General features: G+C 72.7%; 27 protein-coding genes and 1 pseudogene. 14 read left to right on the top strand and 14 right to left on the bottom strand.

What is annotated here, in order from left to right; all coding sequences use genetic code 11:
• Positions 1-57: 57 nt before the first annotated feature.
• The 5 genes from AMK10_RS01040 to AMK10_RS01020 all read right to left on the bottom strand — a co-directional run bounded on the left by AMK10_RS01040 (position 58) and on the right by AMK10_RS01020 (position 4,128).
• Positions 58-1,038: a CU044_5270 family protein gene (locus AMK10_RS01040; RefSeq protein ID WP_073743811.1), complete on the bottom strand. Its 981-nt coding sequence runs from the start codon at positions 1,036-1,038 to the stop codon at positions 58-60.
• The gene (locus AMK10_RS01035) at positions 1,031-1,615 is read right to left on the bottom strand and encodes an RNA polymerase sigma factor (protein ID WP_073745939.1); all 585 of its coding nucleotides are present in this window, start codon (positions 1,613-1,615) and stop codon (positions 1,031-1,033) included. Before AMK10_RS01035 ends, AMK10_RS01040 begins: the two co-directional genes overlap by 8 nt.
• A gap of 205 nt (positions 1,616-1,820) precedes the next feature.
• Entirely contained in the window at positions 1,821-2,672 is an 852-nt protein-coding gene (locus tag AMK10_RS01030; RefSeq protein ID WP_241839487.1) for a biotin-dependent carboxyltransferase family protein, read from the bottom strand.
• Positions 2,673-2,746: 74 nt separating this feature from the next.
• Positions 2,747-3,382, bottom strand: coding sequence for a 5-oxoprolinase subunit B family protein (locus AMK10_RS01025; RefSeq protein ID WP_073743779.1), 636 nt, complete (start codon positions 3,380-3,382; stop codon positions 2,747-2,749).
• Positions 3,379-4,128 (bottom strand): LamB/YcsF family protein, encoded by a 750-nt coding sequence (locus tag AMK10_RS01020; protein WP_073745937.1) that lies wholly within the window; start codon positions 4,126-4,128, stop codon positions 3,379-3,381. The genes AMK10_RS01025 and AMK10_RS01020 overlap by 4 nt, the downstream gene beginning before the upstream one ends.
• Positions 4,129-4,219: 91 nt before the next feature.
• On the opposite strand from AMK10_RS01020, the gene AMK10_RS01015 reads away from it, so the two are divergent.
• Together AMK10_RS01015 and AMK10_RS01010 are read left to right on the top strand one after the other, a co-directional pair.
• On the top strand, positions 4,220-4,864 hold the full coding sequence (locus AMK10_RS01015) for an HD domain-containing protein (RefSeq protein WP_073743777.1): 645 nt from the start codon (positions 4,220-4,222) through the stop codon (positions 4,862-4,864).
• Positions 4,865-4,936: 72 nt separating this feature from the next.
• Positions 4,937-6,196, top strand: a complete 1,260-nt coding sequence (locus AMK10_RS01010) for a Cmx/CmrA family chloramphenicol efflux MFS transporter (protein ID WP_079180586.1) — start codon at positions 4,937-4,939, stop codon at positions 6,194-6,196.
• Between the two features lie 116 nt (positions 6,197-6,312).
• Here AMK10_RS01010 and AMK10_RS01005 read toward each other — a convergent pair whose 3' ends face one another.
• The 3 genes from AMK10_RS01005 to AMK10_RS00995 form a co-directional block, all read right to left on the bottom strand.
• Entirely contained in the window at positions 6,313-7,566 is a 1,254-nt protein-coding gene (locus AMK10_RS01005) for a hypothetical protein (RefSeq protein ID WP_073743775.1), read from the bottom strand.
• An 88-nt stretch (positions 7,567-7,654) separates the two neighbouring features.
• Positions 7,655-7,951 carry a DUF4031 domain-containing protein gene (locus AMK10_RS01000; RefSeq protein WP_073743772.1) on the bottom strand — a complete coding sequence of 99 codons (297 nt, stop codon included), beginning with the start codon at positions 7,949-7,951 and terminating at the stop codon, positions 7,655-7,657.
• Entirely contained in the window at positions 7,948-8,316 is a 369-nt protein-coding gene (locus tag AMK10_RS00995; protein WP_073743770.1) for a hypothetical protein, read from the bottom strand. The genes AMK10_RS01000 and AMK10_RS00995 overlap by 4 nt, the downstream gene beginning before the upstream one ends.
• Before the next feature lie 102 nt (positions 8,317-8,418).
• Between AMK10_RS00995 and AMK10_RS00990 the strand changes: the two genes are divergently transcribed.
• The 8 genes from AMK10_RS00990 to AMK10_RS00955 all read left to right on the top strand — a co-directional run bounded on the left by AMK10_RS00990 (position 8,419) and on the right by AMK10_RS00955 (position 16,143).
• Positions 8,419-9,336 (top strand): MurR/RpiR family transcriptional regulator, encoded by a 918-nt coding sequence (locus tag AMK10_RS00990; protein WP_073743768.1) that lies wholly within the window; start codon positions 8,419-8,421, stop codon positions 9,334-9,336.
• A gap of 82 nt (positions 9,337-9,418) precedes the next feature.
• On the top strand, positions 9,419-10,399 hold the full coding sequence (gene murQ, locus AMK10_RS00985; RefSeq protein ID WP_073743766.1) for an N-acetylmuramic acid 6-phosphate etherase: 981 nt from the start codon (positions 9,419-9,421) through the stop codon (positions 10,397-10,399).
• A 35-nt stretch (positions 10,400-10,434) separates the two neighbouring features.
• Entirely contained in the window at positions 10,435-11,946 is a 1,512-nt protein-coding gene (locus AMK10_RS00980) for a PTS transporter subunit EIIC (RefSeq protein ID WP_073743764.1), read from the top strand.
• A 114-nt stretch (positions 11,947-12,060) separates the two neighbouring features.
• A complete protein-coding gene (locus AMK10_RS00975; protein WP_073743762.1) occupies positions 12,061-12,228 on the top strand; it encodes a DUF5670 family protein in 168 nt (55 codons plus the stop codon).
• A gap of 190 nt (positions 12,229-12,418) precedes the next feature.
• A complete protein-coding gene (locus tag AMK10_RS00970; RefSeq protein ID WP_073743759.1) occupies positions 12,419-12,772 on the top strand; it encodes a PRC-barrel domain-containing protein in 354 nt (117 codons plus the stop codon).
• A 186-nt stretch (positions 12,773-12,958) separates the two neighbouring features.
• Positions 12,959-13,786, top strand: coding sequence for a hypothetical protein (locus AMK10_RS00965; RefSeq protein ID WP_073743757.1), 828 nt, complete (start codon positions 12,959-12,961; stop codon positions 13,784-13,786).
• A gap of 67 nt (positions 13,787-13,853) precedes the next feature.
• Positions 13,854-15,731 carry a hypothetical protein gene (locus AMK10_RS00960; protein WP_073743754.1) on the top strand — a complete coding sequence of 626 codons (1,878 nt, stop codon included), beginning with the start codon at positions 13,854-13,856 and terminating at the stop codon, positions 15,729-15,731.
• Between the two features lie 13 nt (positions 15,732-15,744).
• Positions 15,745-16,143, top strand: coding sequence for a DUF5955 family protein (locus AMK10_RS00955; RefSeq protein ID WP_073743752.1), 399 nt, complete (start codon positions 15,745-15,747; stop codon positions 16,141-16,143).
• A 30-nt stretch (positions 16,144-16,173) separates the two neighbouring features.
• Here the strand turns inward: AMK10_RS00955 and AMK10_RS00950 are convergent.
• Positions 16,174-16,299, bottom strand: a pseudogene (locus AMK10_RS00950) (Uma2 family endonuclease); the annotation flags it as partial.
• Between the two features lie 178 nt (positions 16,300-16,477).
• On the opposite strand from AMK10_RS00950, the gene AMK10_RS00945 reads away from it, so the two are divergent.
• Positions 16,478-17,506, top strand: a complete 1,029-nt coding sequence (locus AMK10_RS00945; protein WP_241839454.1) for a hypothetical protein — start codon at positions 16,478-16,480, stop codon at positions 17,504-17,506.
• A gap of 28 nt (positions 17,507-17,534) precedes the next feature.
• On the opposite strand, the gene AMK10_RS38445 is transcribed toward AMK10_RS00945, so the two are convergent.
• The 3 genes from AMK10_RS38445 to AMK10_RS00930 all read right to left on the bottom strand — a co-directional run bounded on the left by AMK10_RS38445 (position 17,535) and on the right by AMK10_RS00930 (position 19,564).
• A complete protein-coding gene (locus AMK10_RS38445; RefSeq protein ID WP_073743750.1) occupies positions 17,535-19,007 on the bottom strand; it encodes a hypothetical protein in 1,473 nt (490 codons plus the stop codon).
• A 133-nt stretch (positions 19,008-19,140) separates the two neighbouring features.
• A complete protein-coding gene (locus tag AMK10_RS00935; protein WP_073743748.1) occupies positions 19,141-19,374 on the bottom strand; it encodes a hypothetical protein in 234 nt (77 codons plus the stop codon).
• Entirely contained in the window at positions 19,364-19,564 is a 201-nt protein-coding gene (locus AMK10_RS00930; RefSeq protein WP_241839453.1) for a hypothetical protein, read from the bottom strand. The genes AMK10_RS00935 and AMK10_RS00930 overlap by 11 nt, the downstream gene beginning before the upstream one ends.
• A 157-nt stretch (positions 19,565-19,721) precedes the next feature.
• Here AMK10_RS00930 and AMK10_RS00925 point away from each other — a divergent pair, with 157 nt between their 5' ends.
• From AMK10_RS00925 to AMK10_RS00915, 3 genes are all read left to right on the top strand, one after another.
• Positions 19,722-20,558, top strand: a complete 837-nt coding sequence (locus AMK10_RS00925; RefSeq protein ID WP_073745931.1) for a helix-turn-helix domain-containing protein — start codon at positions 19,722-19,724, stop codon at positions 20,556-20,558.
• On the top strand, positions 20,545-20,811 hold the full coding sequence (locus AMK10_RS00920) for a DUF397 domain-containing protein (RefSeq protein ID WP_073743746.1): 267 nt from the start codon (positions 20,545-20,547) through the stop codon (positions 20,809-20,811). The genes AMK10_RS00925 and AMK10_RS00920 overlap by 14 nt, the downstream gene beginning before the upstream one ends.
• 74 nt (positions 20,812-20,885) lie before the next feature.
• Positions 20,886-21,140 (top strand): DUF6332 family protein, encoded by a 255-nt coding sequence (locus AMK10_RS00915; protein ID WP_198959599.1) that lies wholly within the window; start codon positions 20,886-20,888, stop codon positions 21,138-21,140.
• Between the two features lie 17 nt (positions 21,141-21,157).
• Here the strand turns inward: AMK10_RS00915 and AMK10_RS00910 are convergent, their stop codons facing one another.
• Complete coding sequence (locus AMK10_RS00910; protein ID WP_073743745.1) at positions 21,158-22,003, bottom strand: helix-turn-helix transcriptional regulator; 846 nt, start codon at positions 22,001-22,003, stop codon at positions 21,158-21,160.
• A gap of 34 nt (positions 22,004-22,037) precedes the next feature.
• On the bottom strand, positions 22,038-22,793 hold the full coding sequence (locus AMK10_RS00905) for an SDR family NAD(P)-dependent oxidoreductase (RefSeq protein WP_073743743.1): 756 nt from the start codon (positions 22,791-22,793) through the stop codon (positions 22,038-22,040).
• Positions 22,794-22,988 lie beyond the last annotated feature (195 nt).

Here is a 22,988-nt window from a genome sequence, read left to right as displayed (position 1 = left end):
GTAACGTGAGCGGGGGGGGCGGGCCCGGCCCCCCGACCGGGCCCGCCCTCCCGCCCTTCACCGGGGCCGCTGCCCGATCTCGTCCACCACGCCCGACTTCACGCGGCCCCTGACCTCGACGTACTTCTCGCCCCCCTTGACCTCACGACCCACCGGGCGGCCCCCCTTCACCCCGTCCAGGCGCATGCCGAGGTAGGCGCAGGTGCCTCGTTCGAATACGGGGCCGAACGACATGCCGGGGTGCGAGACACCGATCCCGTGGCGCCCGAGTGCGTCGAGCTCGTCCTCGTCCAGGACGATGCCGGGCAGCTTCGCGAGGGCTTCGAAAGCGGCAGCCTGGAGCCCTGGTGGCATGGCTGCCGGGCCGCGCAGCAGCAGGCACAGGTCCATGAAGGCCGGCCCGTCGCCCTTGCCGTGCCCGAGTGCCGCGAGAAGCCCGTCCGGGTCGGCCGGCAGCTTCTTGAGCTCGGCGTACTCGGTGGGCGGCCACCGCACCTGGTGCTTGGTCAGCGGCGGCTCGTCGACGACGCGTTTGCCGTAGACGTACCGGGAGGGGCGGGAGCCGTCCACGGAGAGCCAGATCCTGTTCGTGCTCGTCGTCCGCCTCCCGCCCTTCGAGAAGGTCCTCGTGACGAACTCCTCGGTGTAGAAGTACTGGTCGTCGCGTGGGACCGGCAAGGAGGCTCCGTCCGCGCGCGTCCTGTCCGCCGCCCTGTGCAGCACCTGGGCCGCGGACAGCGTGGTCATCCGCGGTGCGCCCGAGCCGGTGTCTCCGCCGTCCCCTCCGTCCCCGAGGACGACCGTCCCGGCCACCGCCGCGGTGGCCATCGTGGCGAACCCGGCACGCAGCACCAGTCGCCTGGACGGCACAACGGCCTGCGGCAGAAAGGCCGGTGGCACCAGGGCCCGCAGCAGACCGGTCCGCCGCCCCTCCTTCGCCATGGCCCCCGCCAGCCGGTCGCGGCCGGCGGCGCGGGCGTCCTCGGTGAGTGCGGGCACCTCGGCCTCCAGCTCCCGCAGCGCGTCGAGGTCATTCATCGCGGGACTCCTCGTGTTCGTCGTGAAGCCGGGTGGGATCCGAACCCCCCAGTGCCGCGCGGAGCTTCTTCCGGGCCCGGTGCAGCCGTGAGCGCACGGTGCCCACGGGAACCCCGAGAGCTTCCGCCGCCTCCGCGTAGTCCAGGTCGCCCCAGGCCACCACGAGCAGCACGTCCCGGTAGCGGGCGGGCAACGCAGCGAGGGCTCCGGCGAGTTCGGCGCGGAGACCCTCGGCGCTGACCCGGGCGGCCACCCGGTCCGCCATCGGTTCTCCGTCGCCGCTCCCCCCGGTGTCCGCCGTGGACGCTGCACGCGCCAGCGCCCGCAGCCGCCGGGCCTCGGCACGCCGGTGCCCGCCCACCAGATGGGTGGCGATGCCGTACAGCCAGGGCCTCACCTGCGGTCTGGACACGTCGTACCGGCGGCGCTGCTGGAACGCGATCACGAAGGTCTCGGCCATCAGGTCGTCGGCCGCCTCGGTGCCGAGCCTCCTGGCCACGTACCGGTGGATGTCGTCGGCGTACCGGTCGAACAGCACGGAGAACACGTCCGGTTCGTCCCATGACCGCTCGACGATCCAGGCGTCGGTGTGCTCGGCACCCCCCGCGCCGGACCCGCCGGACCCGCCGGGTCCGAAAGCTCCCGGGGCCGGGCCGCCGGTGGCGCGGCGGGGCGCGAGGTCCGGTGGGGCGGTCACTGGTCGGCTCCTGGGCTCATGGGCTTCCCTCGGCGAGATGGGTTCCGTCACCTCCTGTTCGCCGATGCCCGCTCCCGGGTTCCCGTCACGCCCGCACGAATCTCACCGGTGTCCCCGGAACCGCCTGAGCCGCCCGGGCCAGCGCGGCTTCCGCGACCACGCCGACGACGGGGTAACCACCGGTCGTCGGATGGTCGTTGAGGAACACCACGGGCAGCCCGTCCGGCGGGACCTGGACGGCGCCCAGCACCATTCCCTCGCTGGGCAGTTCGCCCTCCACCGCGCGCTCCAGGGCGGGGCCGCCCTCCGTGCGCAGCCCGACGCGGTTGCTCCGCTCCGAGACCCGGTAGGCGGCGCTCGCCAGCGTGCGCAGGGCCCTTTCCGTGAACCAGCCGTCACGCGGCCCCGGATGCAGGGGCAGCACCAGTTCGGCGGGCGCGCCCGGCCAGGGCACGGTGTCGGCGTGCGGGGCGAGGGACGAAAGCGCGGGACCCAGCGGCAGCACGTCGCCCTCGCGCAGCACCGGAGGGCCCAGTCCCGAGAGCAGGTCGGCCGACCTGCTGCCGAGCACCGGCTCGGGCACCAGGCCGCCCGCGAAGGCCAGATAGCCGCGCAGGCCCTGCACCGCCGGTCCCGCCTCCAGGACCGCTCCGGGCGGTACGCGCACGGGCGCGCCCCACGCGGCCGGGCGGCCGTCCACCGTGACCCGGCATCCCGCGCCCCCGACGACGGCGAGCACCGGCCGGGCGCCGGTCACCCGGACCGCGCACCCGGTGGCGGTGGTCTCCAGGACCGCGGCGTCCGGCGCGTTGCCGACGAGCCGGTTGGCCAGCCGCAGGGCGGGCCCGTCCAGCGCACCGGCGCGGGGCACGCCGAGGTGCGCCCAGCCGGTGCGGCCCGCGTCCTGCACGGTGGTCAGCGCGCCCGCCCTGACCACTTCGAGCGCCGGACCCGCGCTCCCGGCCCCTTCGACCGCCGGACCCGCGCTCCCGGCCCCTTCGAGTGCCGGGCTCACCGGGTCGCCTCCGCCGCCACGAAGCGCACCCGGGCCCCGGGACCGAGCAGTGCGGCCGGTTCGCGCGCCGGGTCCCACAGGGTCTCCGGCGCGGGCATCCGGCCGATGAGCTGCCAGCCGCCGGGCGACGGCCGTGGATAGACCCCGGTGTAGGGCCCGGCGAGGGCGAGCGCCCCGGCCGGCACCCGGGTCCTGGGGGTGGCCCTGCGCGGCACGTTCAAGTGCCCGGGAAGGCCGGTCAGATAGCCGAAGCCGGGCGCGAACCCGCAGAAGGCCACCCGGAACTCCGTACGCGCGTGGATGCGCGGCACCTCGTCGACGGCGACGCCCCACGCATCGGCGACATCGGCGAGGTCCGGGCCGTCGTACACCACGGGTATCTCGACGGCCTCCCCCGCGCTCCGGCTCAGCGGCGGCACGGTCCAGGAGGCCATCCGCGCCGCGAGCGCCCGGTCCTCCACGCCGTCCAGCAGCACCGTCCGGGCGCCGGGGACGATCTCGCGTACGGCGGGGAGTTCACCGGCGGCGCGGCGGCGCAGCAGCTCCGCGTGGAAGGCCTCCGCCTCCTCGCCCGAGCCGAGTTCCACGAGCAGGGCGCGGGGTCCGGCCTCCAGCACCCGGATGCCGCTCACGCGAACGCCCGTATGCGCACGCCGGCTTCCTCCAGCGCGGCCCGCACCCGCCGGGCGAGCGCCGCGGCCCCCGGAGTGTCGCCGTGGACGCACAGCGAGCGCGCCGCGACGGCGATCCGGCCGCCGTCCGCGCCGGTCACGGCGCCGTCGACGGCCATGCCGACGCTGCGGCGCACGACCTCGTCCGGGTCGTGCACCACCGCGCCCGGCTCGCCGCGCGGGACGAGCGTGCCCTGCGGGGTGTACGCGCGATCGGCGAAGGCCTCCTCCACGGCGGTCAGCCCCGCGGCCTCCGCGTGGGCGAGGAGGCGCGAACCGGGCAGCCCGAGGACGGCGGGGCTGCCGCCCGCGAGCCGCACGCCCGCGACGACGGCGGCGGCCTGCTCCTCGTCCCGGACGACGCGGTTGTAGAGGGCACCGTGCGGTTTCACGTACGAGACGGTGGACCCGGCGGCCTCGGCGAAGACCCTCAGGGCGCCGATCTGGTAGGCGATCTCGGCGGTGAGCTCGGCGGCCGGTACGTCCATGGAGCGCCGCCCGAACCCGGCGAGGTCACGGTAGGAGACCTGCGCCCCGATACGCACGCCGCGCTCCGCGGCCGTCTCGCAGACCCTGCGCATCACGGAGGCGTCGCCCGCGTGGAAGCCGCAGGCCACATTGGCACTGGTGACGCAGGTCAGCAGCGCCTCGTCCTCGGTGAGGGTCCAGCGTCCGAACCCTTCGCCCAGGTCCGCGTTGAGATCGATGAGATACGGGGATTCCGCCGGTTCCGTCACGGCCGAACGCTAACGAGCGGCCGGCCCGCCGGGCAAGGTCCCCCGGCTCTACAGTCGCTGCATGACCGACGCCACCGCGCTCCGCGTCCGCTGGCAGGACGCCCTCACCGCCGCCCGGGGCGGCGCACCCGGCCCCGACCCCCTGCCGTACGCCGACAACCTCCTGGAACGCTGGGCCGAGCCCCAGCGGCGCTATCACACGACCGCGCATCTGACGCAGGTCCTGGACCGCGTCGACACCCTGGCCGGGCACGCGGCCGATCCGGACCTGGTGCGCCTCGCCGTCTGGTTCCACGACGCGGTCTACCGCCCGGACCGGTCCGAGAACGAGGAGCGCAGCGCCGCGCTCGCCGAGCGGGCCCTGCCCGAGGCCGGTGTCCCCGGTACGGCGACGGCCGAGGTCGCCCGGCTGGTCAGGCTCACGGTCACCCACGACCCGGCCGAGGGCGACACGAACGGCGAGGTGCTGTGCGACGCGGACCTCGCGATCCTGGCCGCGTCCCCGAAGGAGTACGCGGCCTACGCGGCGCAGGTGCGCGAGGAGTACGGCTTCGTGCCGGACGACGCCTTCCGCGAAGGGCGCTCGGCGGTGCTGCGGCAGCTGCTGGAGCTGCCCCGGCTGTTCCGCACGCCGCACGGCGTGGAGGAGTGGGAACCGAGGGCGCGGCAGAATCTGACCACCGAATTGGAGCTGCTCACCCACTGAGACAGGGGAATGACAGGGACGAGGCCGCTGTTGGCCACTGTCATGCCCGACTCCGCTTCCAGTCGTCCCCGTATGCCGATGGCCGTCTACATCCTCGGCCTCTCGGTCTTCGCTCTCGGTACCAGCGAGTTCATGCTGTCCGGGCTGCTGCCACCCATCGCGTCCGACATGGACGTGTCGATCCCCAAGGCCGGGCTCCTCATATCCGCCTTCGCGATCGGCATGGTGGTCGGCGCCCCGCTGCTGGCCGTCGCCACCCTGCGGCTGCCGCGCCGCACGACCCTGATCGCGCTGATCTCGGTCTTCGGGCTCGGTCAGATCGCGGGTGCGCTGGCGCCGACGTACGAGGTGCTGTTCGTCTCCCGGGTGGTGAGCGCGCTGGCGTGCGCCGGCTTCTGGGCGGTCGGCGCCGCGGTGGCCATCGCGATGGTGCCGGTGAACGCGCGGGCCAGGGCGATGGCCGTGATGATCGGCGGGCTGTCGATCGCCAATGTGCTGGGTGTGCCGCTGGGCGCGTTCCTCGGGGAGAGCTTCGGGTGGCGCTCGGCGTTCTGGGCGGTGGGCGCGGCGTCCGCCGTGGCGCTGGTGGGTGTCGTCACCCGTATCCCGCGCATCCCGCTGCCGGACGAGAAGCCGCAGCTCAAGAAGGAAGTGGCGATCTACAGGGACCGCCAGGTGTGGCTGTCCGTCGTGATCACCGCACTCGCGGCGGGCGGGGTGTTCTGCGCGTTCAGCTATCTCGCGCCGCTGCTGACGGATGTGGCGGGGCTCGGCTCGGGCTGGGTGCCGTGGGTGCTCGGGCTGTTCGGCGTGGGCGCGCTGATCGGTACGACGATCGGCGGCCGGGTCGCGGACGCGCACCTCTTCGGGGTGCTGCTGAGCGGTATCAGCGCCTCGACGGTCTTCCTGGTGGCACTGGCCCTCTTCGCGTCGAACCAGGCCGCCGTGATCGCCCTGGCGTTCCTGCTCGGGCTGTCGGCCTTCTACACGGCCCCGGCGCTCAACGCCCGGATGTTCAACGTGGCGGGCGCGGCTCCGACGCTGGCCGGGGCGACGACCACGGCCGCGTTCAACCTGGGCAACACGACCGGCCCGTGGCTGGGCGGCACGGTGATCGACGCGGACTTCGGCTTCCGGGCCACGGCCTGGGCGGGCGCCGGGATGCTGGTCCTCGGCCTGGTGGCCGTGGTGGTCTCGCTGCGGCTGCGCGGCGACGGCACCCCGTCCCGGCTGGTCGCCACGGCGAAGTCCGCGACGACCGGCACGGGCGGGGAGCACCGCGAGGCGGCGACGTCACCCCTCGACCCGGCCCGCACCCCCGACAGGGCCTGAGCGGGACGCCACCGGAGCCGGGCTCACTCCCCCGGACACACCGGAGCCGGGCTCACCTCCCTGGGCACACCGGAGCCGGGTTCCCCCGGCTCACCGGGACGGGCTGACGCACCGGCTCACCTCACGCTGCTCCGGAACGCCGCGAACGGCTGGGGTGCCGCCCCGTCGGCGACCGACGTGCCGAGCACCGTGAGACCGGCGCGGTCGCCGATCACGGCGTGGGCCGAGTTCTCCGAGAGGTCCGTTCCGGCGGGCTGCGGCAGCCCCAGCGCCGTCCATCGGCTCCCGGCGGTGTCCGAGGGCGCCGCCGGGTCCCACTGCCAGGCGATCGCTTCGCGCCGTTCGCCCAGCGTCTGGCCGACGACGACGATGCCGCGCCCCGGGGCCGGCGTCACGCAGAAGAGGCGTGCGTCGGCGCCCGGTACCGCCGCCCTTCGCCATGTCCCGCCGGTACGGCGCGCCACGAGGGCACGGGTCGTCCCGTCGGCCGGGGACCAGTCCTCGCCGACCAGCCACACCTCGCCCCCGGGGGTGACCGCGAGCGCGTGCGCGAATCCGGGCCGGTCCGTCACTCCCGGGGCGGTGGCCCGGCTCCAGGACGTGCCGTCGTAGTGCATGAGGAGCGGGCCACCGCTGTCGCCGTCGTAGCCGGCGGCCCAGACGTCGTCGGGGGACACGGCCCGCACCGAGTTCAGGTACCAGGAGTCGCCCGGCACCTCGGGGAGCGGCACATCACGCCATACGGTCCCGTCGAAGCGCCTGGCGATCCCCGCCTGCCTCGACTCGGTGATCCAGACGCCCTTCTCCTCGTTCCAGACGCGTGACACCTCGATCTGCGCGAAGCCCACGGCCCAGGTGCCGCCGGGCCCCGTGTCCACGCCGAGGAGCGAGGCGGCTTCGGCCTTCTCCGGCAGGCCCGCCGGGACGACGCTCCACCGGGTGCCGTCGTAGTGCTGGGTGTAGATCCGGCCGTCGAGGACCGAGGTGTCGTCCCCCACCAGCCACACGTCGTCGGGGCCTGCGGCGTCGATCGCGTTGACCCGGCTGCTCACGGTGGAGGCGGCTTCCGTGGCCGCCCCGACGGGGATCCACTCCCCGTCGGCGCTCGCGCGCTCCGCCACCACCGGGGTGAAGCGGGTCGCCTTGCCCTCCAGGCGCAGGGTGAATCCGGCGGCCCAGGTGCGCCCCCGCCCCAGGTGCACGGCCCCGACGAGGTTGGCGTCGGCGAACGGCAGCGGCTGGGCCGACCAGGAGGGTGCGGTGCCTGCGCTGCCGTGTGCCGCCGCGGGCAGCGAGGTGAGCGGGACGGCCGACAGGGCCGCCAGGGCGGCGGTGGAGCGGAGAAGCGACCGGCGGGTGAGCTCGGGCATGCGGTGGTTCCTTCCGGGTTCTGGGTCTCACCCGGTAAGTGCGGTGGGCCGCGCCACACGTTGCACCGCACCACACGTCGCACCGCCGTTACGGCAAGGCGCTCCGGCCCACGTCAGGCGGAGCGGGCCGCCCCTTCGGCCGTCTCAGCCCTGCCTCGGTGATCCGGCGCACGATCTCCTTCGATCCGACCTCGCGCGCACCGGCGCGCACCGCGTCCGCGTAACGCGCCTCGGGCACGTCGTAGTGGTCGCGCTCGAAGGCGCGGAGCGGGCAGCCGATCGAGGCGGCGAAGGCGTGCAGCTCCTCGAACGACACGTCGCTGACCAGGTGGGACCACATGCGCCCGTGTCCGGGCCAGGTCGGCGGGTCGATGTAGACGGTCACCTGCCGAGCACCTCTGCCAGCGCGCCGACCGGTGCGACGGACACCGTCGCCTTGGTGCAGACCCAGTGCGGATCGGGGCCGAGCTCCGGCTCCACGTCGAGCGCGTGCGGCCCTTCCTCCGTGCAGACCGGGCAGAGCGGCCAGCGTCCGTAGCGCTCCAGCAGGGCGTCCTGGACGTCCTGCGCTATCAGCCCGGTGACGAAGGACACACCCTCGGGCCACTGCTCGACCCACCACCGCCGGTGGGTCACCGCGTCCTCCACCAGCGAGACGATCGCGGCCTCGGCGACGTCCCCCGCGACGAGGTCGGCCATCACCAGCGCACGTGCGCTGTGCAGCGCCTGTTCCAGGCGGTTCAACTCCATGGCCCCATTGTCCCCTGCCGTCAGGGGCGCGGGCCTTGATCCTTCAGAGGTAGGGACCAAAGGGGGGTTGACGGGATTTCCGGGTGAAAATATCTTTCATGTGTGACCAATGACGTGAAGGAAAGTTTCAGCGTGGACTCTCCGCCCGCCCCTGCCGCCCTGGCGGCCAAGGTGCGGACCCTCGCCCCGTCCATGACCCGCTCCATGCAGCGGGTCGCCGAAGCCGTCGCGGGCGACCCCGCCGGGTGCGCCGCCCTCACCGTCACCGGTCTCGCCGAGCTCACCGGCACCAGCGAGGCGACCGTGGTCCGCACCGCGCGCCTCCTCGGCTACCCCGGCTACCGCGACCTGCGCCTCGCGCTCGCGGGGCTCGCCGCGCACCAGCAGTCCGGCAGGGCGCCCGCCGTCACGGCGGACATCGCGGTCGACGACCCGATCGCGGACGTCGTCGCCAAGCTGGCCTACGACGAGCAGCAGACCCTGGCCGACACCGCCGCCGGTCTCGATACCGTGCAGCTCGGGGCCGCGGTCGCCGCCGCGTCGACCGCCCGCCGCATCGACATCTACGGCGTGGGCGCGTCCTCGCTCGTCGGCCAGGACCTCGCGCAGAAGCTGCTCAGGATCGGCCTGATAGCCCACGCCCACATGGACCCGCACCTCGCCGTGACCAACGCCGTGCAGCTCCGCTCGGGCGATGTGGCCATCGCGATCACGCACTCCGGCTCCACGGGTGACGTCATCGAGCCGCTCCGCGTCGCCTTCGACCGCGGCGCGACGACGATCGCGATCACCGGACGCCCCGACGGCCCGGTCTCGCAGTACGCCGACCACGTGCTGACCACCTCCACCGCCCGCGAGAGCGAGCTGCGGCCCGCCGCGATGTCGAGCCGCACCAGCCAGCTCCTCGTCGTGGACTGCCTCTTCATAGGCGTCGCCCAGCGGACGTACGAGACGGCGGCGCCCGCCCTCTCCGCTTCGTACGAGGCGCTCGCCCACCGCCACACCCCGCGCAGCCGCTGACCCCGGCAGCACGGCACCCGCACCCGCACCTGCACCCGCCCCCGCAGAGCCGTACGAGAACGAGAAAGCAGAGCCGCTGTCCATGTCCTCCACCACCGACGCAAACGCCGAAGCGAACGCCCAGGACGCCACCCCCGGCGGCTACGGCGAACTGCGCGCCCAGCTCGCCACCCTCACCACCGAGGCGTTCCGCCCGGAGCTCGCCGAGATCGACCAGCTGCCGACACACGAGATAGCCCGGATCATGAACGGCGAGGACACCACCGTGCCCGCCGCCGTCGCCGAGAAGCTGCCCCTGATCGCCGCCGCGATCGACGCCACCGCCGAGCGCATGGCGCGCGGCGGCCGGCTGATCTACGCGGGCGCGGGCACCGCGGGCCGCCTCGGTGTGCTCGACGCCAGCGAGTGCCCTCCCACCTTCAACACCGACCCGTCCGAGGTCATCGGCCTGATCGCCGGCGGCCCCTCCGCCATGGTCAAGGCCGTCGAGGGCGCGGAGGACAGCAAGGAGCTGGCCGCCGCCGATCTGGACGGGCTGGGCCTCACCGCCGACGACACGGTGGTCGGGATCTCCGCCTCCGGCCGCACTCCGTATGCCATCGGCGCAGTCGAGCACGCCCGCGCCGAGGGCGCGCTCACCATCGGCCTCTCCTGCAACGCCGGCTCGGCGCTCGCCGACGCCGCCGAACACGGCCTGGAGATAGTCGTCGGCCCCGAGCTGCTCACCGGCTCCACCCGGCTCAAGGCGGGCACGGCGCAGAAGCTCGTCCTCAACATGATCTCGACGATCACGATGATCCGGCTCGGCAAGACGTACGGGAACCTCATGGTCGACGTCCGCGCGTCCAACGAGAAGCTGCGCGCCCGTTCCCGCCGGATCGTCTCCCTCGCCACCGGCGCCTCCGACCAGGAGATCGAGGCGGCGCTCGCCGCCACCGACGGCGAGGTGAAGGACGCCATCCTCACCATCCTCGGCGGGGTCGACGGACCCACCGCCGCCACGCTCCTGGCCGATTCCCACGGCCACCTCCGCGCCGCCCTCGCGGCCGTCCGCACCACCTGACGCACCACTCCTCGCACAGCAAGGCACCACGCACCATGGCTACTGAAGACAAGAACCGCGCCACCGCCGCCGCGATCCTGCCGCTCGTCGGTGGCGCTGCGAACGTCAGCTCGATCGCCCACTGCATGACCCGGCTCCGGCTGGGCCTGCACGACCGTTCCCTCGTCGACGACGAGGCCCTGAAGGCGGTCCCCGCAGTCATGGGTGTGGTCGAGGACGACACGTACCAGATCGTCCTCGGCCCGGGCACGGTCGCCCGGGTCACCCCGGAGTTCGAGCAGCTCGTCGAGGAGGGCAGGGCGTCCGGGACCCCCGCGCCCGTCCCCACCGCCGAGGAGCTCGCCGACAAGGGCGCGGCGCTCAAGGCGCAGCAGAAGGCGAAGAACTCCACTCCCTTCAAGCTGTTCCTGCGCAAGATCGCGAACATCTTCGTCCCGCTGATCCCCGCCCTGATCGGCTGCGGCATCATCGCCGGCCTCAACGGCCTCCTGGTGAACCTCGGCTGGCTGACCTCGGTCACCCCCGCCCTGGCCGCGATGGCCTCCGGCTTCATGGCCCTGATCGCGGTCTTCGTCGGCTACAACACCGCGAAGGAGTTCGGCGGCACGCCGATCCTGGGCGGCGCCGTCGCGGCGATCATCGTCTTCCCCGGCGTCGCGAACATCGACGCCTTCGGCCAGACCCTCTCCCCCGGGCAGGGCGGCGTCCTGGGCGCCCTCGGTGCGGCGGTCCTCGCGGTGTACGTCGAGAAGTGGTGCCGCCGCTGGGTGCCCGAGTCGCTGGACGTCCTCGTCACCCCGACACTGACGGTCCTGGTCTCCGGCCTCGTCACGATCTTCGGCCTGATGTACGTCGCCGGTGAGGTCTCCTCCGCCATCGGTACGTTCGCCGACTGGCTGCTCTCCACGGGCGGCGCGGGCGCGGGCTTCCTGCTCGGCGGCTTCTTCCTGCCGCTGGTGATGCTGGGCCTGCACCAGGCCCTGATCCCGATCCACACGACGCTGATCGAGCAGCAGGGCTTCACCGTCCTGCTCCCGATCCTCGCGATGGCCGGTGCAGGCCAGGTCGGCGCCGCAGCGGCGGTCTACCTCCGTCTCCCGCGCAACGAGTCGATCCGCAGGACCATCAAGTCCGCTCTGCCCGCGGGCCTGCTGGGCGTCGGCGAGCCCCTGATCTACGGCGTCTCGCTCCCCCTGGGCCGCCCGTTCATCACGGCCTGTGTGGGCGGCGCGTTCGGCGGCGGCTTCGTGGGCCTGTTCAACCAGCTCGGCGACTCGGTCGGCTCCACGGCGATCGGCCCGTCCGGCTGGGCCCTGTTCCCGCTCCTGGACGGCAACCACGGTCTCGGCTCGACGATCGCGATCTACGCGGGCGGCCTGCTCGTCGGCTATGTCGCGGGCTTCCTGGCGACGTACTTCTTCGGCTTCAGCAAGGCGCTGCTGACGGAGTTCAACGTCTCCCAGGAACCGGTCCCCTCCACGGTCGCGGCCACCGGACCGGCCACGGCGTCGGGCGGCACCTCGGCGAAGGAACCCGCGGGAGTCTGAGCCGGCGCCTCGACGTGTCCGCGCGGTCACGGAAAGTCCTAGAAGTTTTCCTCACGAACACGTGTGTGTAGGAAATGGATCGCCGGGCACCAGAGGTCTCGGAGGTTGATAACAATGGTTCCCCTTCTTCTCGTTCTTCTGCTCGCCCTGATCCTTTTCGGTGCCGGTTTCGCACTCAAGGCACTGTGGTGGATCGCGGTGATCGTGCTGGTGATCTGGCTGGTCGGGTTCTTCGCCCGGTCGACCACCGGCGGCAGGCGTGGCCGTTGGTACCGCTGGTAGAACGCTTCCAGCAGCACAGACGCGGGTGGCGCGGGACTTCCGAGTCCCGCGCCACCCGCGTTTTCCGCACTCTCCCGGAATTCTCCGGGAATGGACCGGAAATGCGCGGGCAGTCGAATAACTGAGCGGCACCCACCCTCACCGGAGGGATCAGCCGCGCCGAATGAAACCGTCGAGGAAGGAGCCAGTAATGAGCCACGATCTGTGGGGCTATCAGCCCACGAGCGGTCACACCGCGGGCGCCGACCTGACCGGATTCTCGGTCGAGGCGACGGACGGAAGCATCGGCAAGGTCGACAAGCACTCCGACGAGGTGGGGTCCGCCTACCTCCTCGTCGACACCGGGGTCTGGATCTTCGGCAAGGACGTCCTCCTGCCGGCCGGCACGGTCAAGGGCATCGACACCGAGGAGAAGAAGATCCACGTCGACCTGACCAAGGCCCAGATCAAGGACTCCCCGGAGTTCGACCGCCACAGCCACGCGGGCGATCCGGGTTATCACGCCCAGATCGGCAGCTATTACGACAGCTACCGCATCATGTGACACGCCCCGCACCGCTGTCAGAGGCGGGGGTCTGCCCGGCGAACCACGGGCGGACCCCCGCCTCTCCGCTGTGCGCGGCCGAACACCGGCCCCCGGGGAGCGGTCTTCGGCCACATCACAACGCCCCGTTGGCTGTGCCCCTGGTACGTGGGATGGTTGCCGTTCTTGCAGTGGCGGGGGGCCCACATGAGCGAGAACCACGGCAATGGACCGATGCGTTGGGACGAGCACGCGCGCGGGGGCGCGGGCGGCTGGGTACGCGCCTCGGCGGACCCGCAGAGGTCTTCGGCCGAGCCGGACCCTGGAGCGGGACCCGGCCAGGGACCCGCACCCGCCCCGGAGCCCGGCCGTCGCGCGTTCCCGAAGAAGCACGTCCTGCTGGCCGTGGGCGGCGGGCTGCTGTTCGCCGCCGTGGTCCTCGTCACCGCCCATGCCGTCCGCCCCTCCCCTACCGAGGCCGGCCACTCCGCCGCCCCTTCCGTCTCCGGTTCGCCGGCAGCGGCCGTCGAGGGCTCCACCGCGGCCGACCCCACAGAGCCGACCGCCCCGTCCACGGCGACGGCAGAGGAACAGGCCGCGGCCGTCGACGCGCTCCTGGAGCGCAGCGAGTCGGACCGTCAGCAGGTCATCGACGCCGTCAACGCCGTGGAGACCTGCGCCTCGGAGAACTCCGTCGCCGACGCGGGCACGGCCCTGGACGCCGCCGCCGTCCGCCGCGAGGAACTGATCACCGGCCTCGCCGAACTCGACCTGGGCGAGCTCCCGTCCGGCCCGTCCGCGGCGCGCAGCCTCCGCACGGGATGGCAGCATTCGGCCGACGCGGACCGGGCGTTCGCGAACTGGGCGGACGACGCGCGGGGCTGCTCCCCCGGCTCGGTCCCCCGCACCGCCTCGTACCGGCAGGGCGTGCGCAGCAGTGGACTCGCCACCGAGGCCAAACAGGACTTCCTCTCGCTCTGGACACCGATCTCCGATCGCTACGGGCTGCCGCAACGCGACACGGCACAGCTCTGACGACGGGTCACGTCACCCTGGCACCGCGCCCCTTCTCCTTCGTCCCGACGGAAAGCCGCCTCCCGCCATGACCGATCCCCAGGGCCCACCGCCCCCGCCGCTCCCCCCACCGGGGCCGCCGACGCCTCCCCCACCGCTCCCCGCACCCGGACCGCCCACGCCTCCGCCGCCCGGCCCCGGCAGCCGGCTGTGGGAGCTGGTCCGCTCCCAGGCCGGGAACCGGCCGGGCAACGCCACGGCCTATCTGCGCGGCGCCGCCCACCTGGACCGCCGGTTCCGGGACGCCGTGGTCAAGGAGCTCGCCGAGAACCCGCACCGTCTGCCCCCGCCGTCGTACGGGGTGGATCTGGCAGCGGTCCTCAAGGAGTGCTTCATCGCGCGCAAGGAGGTCTCCACCCGCGCCAAGCTGATGCTGGTGCTGCCCCTGCTGCTGCTTCCGTTCAGCGCCACCGGGGCGATCGTCCCGCCCCTGCTGGTCCTGGTCGTGCGGCTGCTGCGCACGGTCTGGCGGACGCTGAAGAACACGATGGCCGGGCGCGACCGGCCCGACGCCGATCCGAGGTCCCGCTCGGGACAGGGCGTCGTCACGCTCCTGCTGCTGGTCGTCCTCGTCTGGGCCCTCTGGCAGACGGTGAGGCTGTCCTCCACTGCCTTCACGCTCCTGACCGGTGGCTTCTCCGGCGGGGGCGAGCACCTCCTGGCCGCTCTGGTGGTCCTGGCGGGCTGGGCCGCCATCGCCACCGTCTACCGGTACCGCACGGAGCGCCGCCTGTACCTCCTGGCCATCGGCCGGAGCGTGGAGGTCTCCGACCCTCCCGCGATAGCCCGCCGGCTCGGCGAGATCCGCGAACAGCAGGCCGACCCCGATGTCGTGTACAGCGACTACGCCCCCTTCGTCGGAGCCGGCATCGAGCTGGACCACTGGTCGTTCGCCGTCGAGCTCGTCCCCGACCTCACGAAGCGGGACAACGGCGCCGCAGGCCGCCGCGCCGCGTTCACCGTGCCCGAGGTCCACGCGCGGATACGCAGCGAACTGCGCAGGTTCGGCGAGGGCACGACCTACCCCGGCGACCGGCTGCGCGGGCTCCAGGTGGACGACTACGTCATGAAGAGCGGCAAGCGGCTCGGTCCCTCCCGGGACTGGAGCGGCACGTCCCCCGGCACCCCCTTCCACGATCTCGCCCCCGAGGCCCGCACCGAGGCCGCAGCCCTGCTCCGCACCCCACCGGACGCGCAGCCGCCCGCGACCTGGTGGCCGGACAGCCTCGACCTGTTCGCCGAGGAGCGGTTGCGCCACTATCTGACGGTCCGGGTGGGCAGTTGGGGCGACGAGGTGGTGCTCACGGTCTTCAGTCGCGTACAGATGCAGGGCGGCCTGCTGTTCCTGGAGTCGCGGGCCTTCCTGCTCCCGCCGATCGCCCGCTTCTACCACTGCATCGACGACATCCTCCCGCCGAAGGACGTCAAGGACTGGGCCGATCTGGCCCGTGCGGCGACGGCGTCGATGTTCTCCGTGGTCGCCGACGCCCCGAACGACCTCTCGGCGCCCTCGCGCACGGTCACCCGCACCGCACAGTCCCGGATCTGGTACGACCGCATGTGCAAGACGGACCGCCCGGTCGACCACGGCCCCGCCTACTCGATCCGCGAACTGGCGGCGGAGCCCCACTTCCAGCAGCTCTTCCAGGAGATGGACGTCCGGCGCTTCCTCAAGAGCGTCCAGACCAGGACGGTCACGGCGGTACGCAACAGCCTGAGCGACGCGGGCTACAGCACGAGCGAGTTCGACGCCCGCACCACCGTCCTCTTCGACCGCTCCGTGCACGTCAACGGAACGGTCAACGGGAACATCCAGACGGGCGACAACGCCCGGGCCGGCCACCAGACGATCACCACACCGCAGCCGCAGGTCGGTCCGGCCGGCGGCTCCACGGGTTCCAGCTGAGGGAGTCGACACGATGACGGACACACCGGCCGGAGAAGGACGCGGAATCCATGTGAGCGGCACGTTCACGGGGAACGCCCAGACTGGCGACAACAGCACCGCCGAGTACGTCAGCCATGCCGGAGGGGCGGTGGGCGCCGTGGAATCGGCCGAGATCGTGCAGCTGCGGGAAGCCGTCGAAGCCCTCCGGGCCCGCATCCGCGACCTGGGCCCGGACGAACTGTCGGCGGCGGAAGGAACAGCCGCGGAGTCGGCACTCGCCGAGGTCGAGGACGCGCTCCCCAGCACCGACGAAGCCGGTCAGGGCCGCGTACGGAACGCGATCTTCACGGTGTCCGGCGCACTGGCCTCGGTGGCCTCGCTCGGCGAGTCCCTCAGAGCACTGCGGGAGGCGGCGGCCCCCTGGTTCTGACCGCCCGCACGAAGCCGCGACAGGACCCGCTCAGACCGGGAAGTCGGCCGTGGGCAGGGTGACGTCGAAAGGACCGGGAAGCTGGAGGGGCTTCCCGAAGGGCACGGCGTCGCTGTGCTTGTACGTTCCGTCCTCGTTCGGTTCGGTGAACAGCGTGGTAGTCCCACGCACGGCCTTCAGAGCCCTGATCACCCTTCACCACACATACTCCCCCGCTCATCGTGACAACTGCCCTTCCCCTCCGGGAACCGCCCCGCCGTCCGTCCGCATCACACTCTCAGGACGTTGATCCTGACCATCGTGCAGCGCAAACGGGCGGTAAGAGGCGATAGACATGGCGAACGACCCCGCGACCGAGACCGGTGCCCCCCTCCGGGAAGAGCACGCGGACGGCGAGGGGCGCGGCATCGTCCGTACCGCGTTCGTCGTCCTGCGGCGCGACAGGGGCCGTCTGTTCGGACGGGCGGCCGGCGTCACCGGTCTGGTCGCCCTGGGCGGACTGCTGCTGACCGTCGTCGGCTTCGTCGCCGCCTGGCCCGAGTTCACCGAGATACGCCTGGGCGCGGTGCGGGCCCGCATCGACGAGGACTCCTACGCCCCCGACGGCAGCCGCGTGCACACCATGTGGCTCATCCTGCTCGCCTGCCTGCCGTTCCTGATCCTGCTGCTGCACCTGGCGTGCACCGCGCTCCAGACGGCGTCCGCCCGCGCGGTCACCGGACGGGCCCCCGGCCGGTTCCGCGCGGTCCTCGGGGTGTACGCGCTGCGCGGAGTGTTCGTCTGGGCTCCACTGGTGGCCGGTGTCCTGGTGGAGGAGACCTTCACCACCACCCTGTTCAGGGAGCACACCGTGATCGTGCCGAAGTGGGAGTACCCCAACCTGTTCGTCCTCCTGCGCTACGGCCCGCCCCTGCTGGGCCTGGTTGCCGCGCTCGTGCTCCGGCTCGGCTGGACCCTGGCCCCGGCCGTCGCCGCGACGGAGGAGCTCTCGCCCCTGGCCGCGCTGCGCCGGTCCTGGTCCCTGGTGTGGGGCCGGGCCTCCGCGTGGTTCCGGACCGTGGCCGTCGCCCTGCCCCTGGGCGCGCTGACCATCGGCCTGTACGTCCTGCTCAGTTCCGCCGCCCATCCGCTGCGCTCCGGCGCGGCCTCCCTGTTCCTGGAGTGGGGCCCGGACAACACCTATGCCGCGTACGTCGCCGGGGTCCTCGCCCCGATCGCCGCCGCCCTGCTGCTCACCGGGGCCCTGGCCCTCCCCTTCGCGCACACCGTCCTCGCGGTGCTCCAGCAGCGGCTCTCCCCGGCCGTCGCGCGCTCGGCTCCGGCAGGTCCGGACGCGGTCGCCGCGCTGCCCACGGCCTCCTGACCCGCTGTCGGCGGCACGTGATCGGGTGTCACAGGCCCGCGAGGGTCAGCAGCCGGTGCATGTCCGCGAGGGGCAGGCCGGGGTGTGCGGCCGCGGTGGCCGCGACGGACTCCGACGGATCGGCCAGCAGCCGCCTCAACTCCTCGGCCGGGAGACGGGGATGCGCCGCGACGGCGCGGCGCACCCTCTGGTCGGGGTCGGCCGCCAGCAGGTGAGCGGACGGCACGGGCAGGCCGGGGTCGCGCGGGGCCAGCTGTCTCATTCTCGGGTCGGGGTCCGTGGCCAGACGCCGGAGCACCTCCGCGGGAAGGGGGAGGTCGTCGGCCGGACGCCATCGGACCCTCTTGGCCGGGCGGTAGGTCCGGTCGATGCGCTCGGCGGTGTCGGGATCGATGCCGTCCCGGGCGTGCAGGGCCATCGCCGTGCGGACGCCGCTCTCCTCGTCGTCGAGGAGTCGCGCGACGAGCGGCGGCGGAAGGGCGTCGGACATCGCCGCGGAGGCGCGGAAGCAGACGTAGGGCGAGTCCACATACGGCAGGGGGTCGGCCGTCACCCACGGCAGGCGCAGGGTCCGGAGCTCCGCACGGGCCACCTCGCCCATGAGTTCCCGTTCGAGCGTGGCGTCGTCCATGTCCTCGTCGTCCGCGAACAGGTCCGGTGGGGGCACGTCGGACAGAATCCGCGCGTGGATCGCGGCCCGCGTCGGCTCCGGGGTGTCCTGACGGGCGAAGACACGCAGCGCGACGCGCAGGTCGGCATCCTGGGCGAGCTCCTCGCGCAGTGCCGGTGGGAGGCCGGGGTGCTGCGCGAGTTCCCCGCGTACGTCGTCGTCGGGATCGTCGGCCAGCCGGCGGGCGGTGGAGGCGTCCAGTGCGCAGTGGCGCACCGCCCCGGCACGCGTGACCGGGTCGGCCAGCAGCTCCGGAACGAGGTCCGCCGGAGGTACGGGGTGCGGCATCCGGCGGAAGTAGATCGCGCAGGCTGCCGCACGCACCGAGTCGTCGGGATCGGTCAGCAGCAGTCGGCGCACGGCTTCCGGAGCCGTCGTCCACCACTGGGCGAGCGTCGCCCGGACCGTCGGGTCCGGGTCCGTCGCCGACCGGGCCCGCAGGTCCGCCGGCACGTCCTCGCTCTCCGCCACCTGCGCGCGGACCGCCGGGTCGGCGTCGTCGAGCAGCCGCGCGAACAGCTCGCGCGGCGCACCGTCCGCGGCAACGGCGACAGCCTTACGGATCGCAGGGTCCGGGTGCCCGGCGAGCACCATCCGGAAGGCGTGGGGAAGGCCGCGGTTCAGGGCGAGGGAGTGCGTGAGCCAGTGATCGTCCGTGGCGAGGATCTCGGCGATCAGGTCATCGCTCAGGTCCGGTCGCCCGGCCACCCTGCCCAAGCCCGTGCGCCGGCCGAGGAGTCGGCGCACGAGAGCGGACGGCAGGGCGGGGTTCTCCGCGAGCCCGTCCAGCACCGCGTCGAGATGCACCGGCGGCGGTACGACATCCGACATGGCAAGCGCCCTTCCGCCTCGGTGATCCGGCCTCCGAGTCTCCCACCCGCGTTCGTGTGCCGAGGCGCCTCCGACGCACCGGACGAAACGCCTCGCGGTCGTCCGGTCAGCCTGCCGCCCACCCACGACCGGCTCAGGGCAGCCGCCCCTCCCGGTTGATCTCCCTCACCCGCGCCCGGAGCACGACCCCCGGCGGGGCGGGGCGGACGGCCTCCGGCGGGCAGTCCCACTCGGCGCCGCCGCCCGGCGGGCGCAGCTGTACGTACGGGCCGACGCGGCCCATCACCCGGCCCACCCTGCCGTCACGGCCGTCCACCGCGAACGTCCCGGGCTCCGGCGTACACGGCTCCAGTCCTTCAACTGTCATGTGCCGCCGCCGCTTCCAACTGAACACTCAGCCGCAGCGCCGTCTCGACCGAGCACCGGCCGAGGTCCACGAGCGGGTTGGGCTCGTCCCCCGCGAACGAGACCGGGTCGATCCGCAGCGAAGGCAGCTTCACGCCGACCCCCGCGAGACCGGCCCTCAGCCGCTCCACCGCGTCCTCCGCAGCCCGCACTCTTCCCGCTGCCTCTTTGCGCCGTTCCGTAGCCGTCATCATGATCTTCCCCATTTCCACGCTGAGTAGTGGCTATGCCTACTCAGCGTGGCCAATTCCCGGCTACCGTGGAAGTGGTGCAGTTCCAACACCCGGACGTGTGCAACAGGGAGTCGCCTTGCCCGGACCCAAGAAGCTCGACCCCTCCTCCTCACCCCGCGCGCTCCTGGGCGCCGAACTCCGCCACCGCAGGGAGGCGGCCGGCCTCTCGCAGGAGGACCTCGGCGCACCGCTGTTCGTCAGCGGCTCGTTCATCGGCCAGCTGGAGTCCGGCACCCGCCGCATGCAGTTGGACCAGGCCCAGAAGCTCGACGAGGTGCTGGACGCGTCCGGCTTCTTCGTACGGAACTGCGCGGCGCTGAAGAAGTCGAAGTACCCGGACCACTTCGCGGAGGCGGCGGAGGCGGAGCGCCTGGCGACGACGATCCGAGAGTACGCGCCTCTGCTGATCCCAGGCCTGTTGCAGACGGAGGCGTACGCACGGGCGGTGTTCCGGGCGTATCAGCCGACGGCCACGGAGGACGTGATCGACGAGCTGGTGGCAGCGCGGCTGGAGCGGGCCCAACTGCTGACCGATCCAACGACGCCCCTGTTGTGGGTGGTTCTGGACGAGGCGGTTCTACGCCGCCGAGTCGGCGGGCCGGGGGTGATGGCGGCGGCGCTGGATCACGTGGCCACCTTGGTCCGCCAGCACCGCGTGATCGCCCAGGTATTGCCATTCTCCACAGGTGCACACGCCGCCTTGGACGGCGGCCTCAAACTCATGGCCTTTCCTGACGCACCTCCGCTCGCGTACGTCGATGGCCTGGGCATGGGGCGGCTACAGGACGATCCCGCGAGCGTCGCACGATACGAACTGACCTACCATCTGCTGGGAGCCAGCGCGTCGTCACCAGAAGCGTCACTGGCACTGATCGAGTCAGCGGCGGAGGATTACGACCATGAAGATCAGTAGCTCTGACTACGACCTGTCCACGGCTATCTGGCACAAGTCCTCATACAGCGGCGGTGACGGCGGCAACTGCCTGGAGGTCGCCACCTGGCGCAAGTCCACGTACAGCGGCGGTGACGGCGGCGACTGCCTCGAAGTCGCCGACGGCCTCCCCCACGTCGTCCCCGTCCGCGACTCCAAGGTCACCGACGGCCCGGCCCTCGTGTTCCGGGCGGACGCCTGGGCGGCCTTCGTCGCGGACCTCAGGCGCGGCTGACCATCGGCCGAGCAGCGCCTCGATCAGCCCTCGGAACATGCCGTGGGCCAGGAGCGAGAGGGACCGGGGGCGAGATGGACCAGGGGCGTGAGTCGCGGTGGGAGAAGGACGCGATGACGGTGGAGATCGCCTTCGCCCTGGTCACCGCCGGAGCGCTGGCCCTCGCGGTGTTCGCTCCCGCTGTGGTGTTCACGCTCGCCCTCCCGGTCTCCGGCTCCGTACGACACGGAGTGCTGGTGGGCGGCGCGGTGCTCGGAGCGGCGGCGGGACTGTGGCGCCTCGTCCGGGTGCTGCTCCGGTTCGACACGCAGCGCCGCCAAGGGCACTGACGGCCGGCTGCCTCAGCTCACGTCCCCGCAGCCCGCGCTCCCAGCACCGGCAGGAGCCGGAGTTTGTCGTCGTCCTCCGATCCGGGGATGGCCGTGTAGACGAGGAGGGCCTGGTACTGCTCCGGATCGAGCAGCACCTGGCACTGGAGGTTCAGGACGCCGAGCTCCGGGTGACGTACCCGCTTGGGGTCGACGCGCGGGGCGCCGATCTCGTGGGTGCTCCACAGCGCGGCGAACTCCTCGCTGCGTTCCCGCAGCAGGCCCGCCAGTTCCTCCGCGCGTCCTCCCGCTCCCTGCCGGGAGTAGGCCTCGCGGAGCCCGGAGGCGAAGAAGCGGCTGTGCAGCGGGTGGTCCTCCTCGGGGTAGACCAGCCGGGCCGCCGGGTCGGTGAACCAGCGGTAGGTCATGCTGCGTTCGGGCCCCGTGAAGCCGGTCTGGTCACCGAGGAGGGCGGTGGCGACCGGCGTCTGCATCAGGGTCTCCGCCACATCGCTGATGACCTGTGCCGGGGTGTCGTTCAGTCGCCCGAGGATGCGCATGAGGCCGGGAGTGATGTGGTCCGACCGCAGGGCCCCTGGGCGGGAGGGCGTGTTGTGCCCGGCGACGCGGAAGAGGTGGTCGCGTTCGGGGAGGGTGAGGTGCAGGCCGCGCGCGATGGCCGCGAGCATCGGCTCCGAGGGCTGCGGGCCTCGCTGCTGTTCCAGCCGGCTGTAGTAGTCGGTGGACATGCCGCTCAGCGCGGCCGCCTCCTCCCGCCGCAGGCCACGGGTACGGCGGCGGGGTCCGCGCGGCAGGCCCACGTCCTCCGGTTGCAGGGCCTCCCGGCGGGTGCGCAGGAAGTCCGCGAGCTGTGCTCGGTCCACGGTTCCGCTCTTTCTCGTCGATGTACGCAGGCCGTCAGAGCATCATCCCGCCGGACGCCTCGATGCGCTGCCCGGTGACCCAGCCGGTGCCCTCGGCGAGGAGGGCGGCGGCAGCGGCGCCGATGTCGTCCGGCTCCCCGGGGCGGCCCATGGCCGTGACACCGCTGAGCATGGAGCGCATCTCCTGGTTGTCGCGGACCCCGCCGCCGCCGAAGTCGGTGCCGGTGGCGCCCGGGGCGATGGCGTTGACCGAGATGCCGCGCGGGCCGAGCTCCTTGGCGAGGTAGCGGGTGAGGATCTCCACGGCACCCTTGGCCGCCGCGTACGCCGAGGTCGGCGCAGCGATGAAGCGGGTCAGGCCGGTGGAGACGTTGAGGATCGTGCCGCCGTCCACGATCAGCGGCAGCAGCGCCTGGGTGAGGAAGAAGACGCCCTTGACGTGCACGTTCATCAGCCCGTCGAACTGCTCCTCGGTGGTCTCGGCGAACGGCGCGTGCACTCCGTGCCCGGCGTTGTTCACCAGCGCGTCGAAGTCCTCGCGGCCCCAGTTCTCCGTCAGCGCGGTGCGCAGCTCCGCCACGAAGGCGGGGAACGAGGCGGTGTCCCCGGTGTCCAGACGCAGCGCCACCGCCGTACGGCCCAGCTTCCGCGCCTCCTCGACGACGGCCTCCGCCTCCTCCGGGTGCGAACGGTAGGTGAGCACGATGTCCGTGCCCGCCTCCGCGAGGTGGAGCGCGGTGCTACGGCCGAGCCCCCGGTTGGCGCCGGTGACAAGTGCGATGCGGGTCATGACGTACTCCCTGGCTGTGACGGTCCGGCGGAATCCCCGTGATCCCGTCCGGCTTCGTCCACCACGGTGCCGCGATCCGGGAGGCGGATGAAGGCAGCACTTGTCCAGGGATCGCGGATCCCCCCTTGCGAGTCGACCACACAGTGTGACCCAGGTCACACTTTTCCGTGTCACAGATCGGGGGCGCGCTTGCGT

It is taken from the genome of Streptomyces sp. CB02058, from assembly GCF_001905505.1.
Classification (GTDB): Bacteria; Actinomycetota; Actinomycetes; order Streptomycetales; family Streptomycetaceae; genus Streptomyces.
The sequence above is the reverse complement of the archived record's forward strand: the minus strand, read 5'-3'. Positions and strand labels throughout refer to the sequence as shown.

Excerpts from the sequence above, each read along its gene's own strand:
- AMK10_RS01040 (WP_073743811.1), bottom strand. The coding sequence starts at position 1,038 with ATGAATGACCTCGACGCGCTGCGGGAGCTGGAGGCCGAGGTGCCCGCA.
- AMK10_RS01015 (WP_073743777.1), top strand. The coding sequence starts at position 4,220 with ATGACCGACGCCACCGCGCTCCGCGTCCGCTGGCAGGACGCCCTCACC.
- AMK10_RS01010 (WP_079180586.1), top strand. The coding sequence starts at position 4,937 with ATGCCGATGGCCGTCTACATCCTCGGCCTCTCGGTCTTCGCTCTCGGT.
- AMK10_RS01005 (WP_073743775.1), bottom strand. The coding sequence starts at position 7,566 with ATGCCCGAGCTCACCCGCCGGTCGCTTCTCCGCTCCACCGCCGCCCTG.
- AMK10_RS00995 (WP_073743770.1), bottom strand. The coding sequence starts at position 8,316 with ATGGAGTTGAACCGCCTGGAACAGGCGCTGCACAGCGCACGTGCGCTG.
- murQ (WP_073743766.1), top strand. The coding sequence starts at position 9,419 with ATGTCCTCCACCACCGACGCAAACGCCGAAGCGAACGCCCAGGACGCC.
- AMK10_RS00980 (WP_073743764.1), top strand. The coding sequence starts at position 10,435 with ATGGCTACTGAAGACAAGAACCGCGCCACCGCCGCCGCGATCCTGCCG.
- AMK10_RS00975 (WP_073743762.1), top strand. The coding sequence starts at position 12,061 with ATGGTTCCCCTTCTTCTCGTTCTTCTGCTCGCCCTGATCCTTTTCGGT.
- AMK10_RS00970 (WP_073743759.1), top strand. The coding sequence starts at position 12,419 with ATGAGCCACGATCTGTGGGGCTATCAGCCCACGAGCGGTCACACCGCG.
- AMK10_RS00965 (WP_073743757.1), top strand. The coding sequence starts at position 12,959 with ATGAGCGAGAACCACGGCAATGGACCGATGCGTTGGGACGAGCACGCG.
- AMK10_RS00960 (WP_073743754.1), top strand. The coding sequence starts at position 13,854 with ATGACCGATCCCCAGGGCCCACCGCCCCCGCCGCTCCCCCCACCGGGG.
- AMK10_RS00955 (WP_073743752.1), top strand. The coding sequence starts at position 15,745 with ATGACGGACACACCGGCCGGAGAAGGACGCGGAATCCATGTGAGCGGC.
- AMK10_RS00945 (WP_241839454.1), top strand. The coding sequence starts at position 16,478 with ATGGCGAACGACCCCGCGACCGAGACCGGTGCCCCCCTCCGGGAAGAG.
- AMK10_RS38445 (WP_073743750.1), bottom strand. The coding sequence starts at position 19,007 with ATGTCGGATGTCGTACCGCCGCCGGTGCATCTCGACGCGGTGCTGGAC.
- AMK10_RS00935 (WP_073743748.1), bottom strand. The coding sequence starts at position 19,374 with ATGACAGTTGAAGGACTGGAGCCGTGTACGCCGGAGCCCGGGACGTTC.
- AMK10_RS00920 (WP_073743746.1), top strand. The coding sequence starts at position 20,545 with ATGAAGATCAGTAGCTCTGACTACGACCTGTCCACGGCTATCTGGCAC.
- AMK10_RS00915 (WP_198959599.1), top strand. The coding sequence starts at position 20,886 with ATGGACCAGGGGCGTGAGTCGCGGTGGGAGAAGGACGCGATGACGGTG.
- AMK10_RS00905 (WP_073743743.1), bottom strand. The coding sequence starts at position 22,793 with ATGACCCGCATCGCACTTGTCACCGGCGCCAACCGGGGGCTCGGCCGT.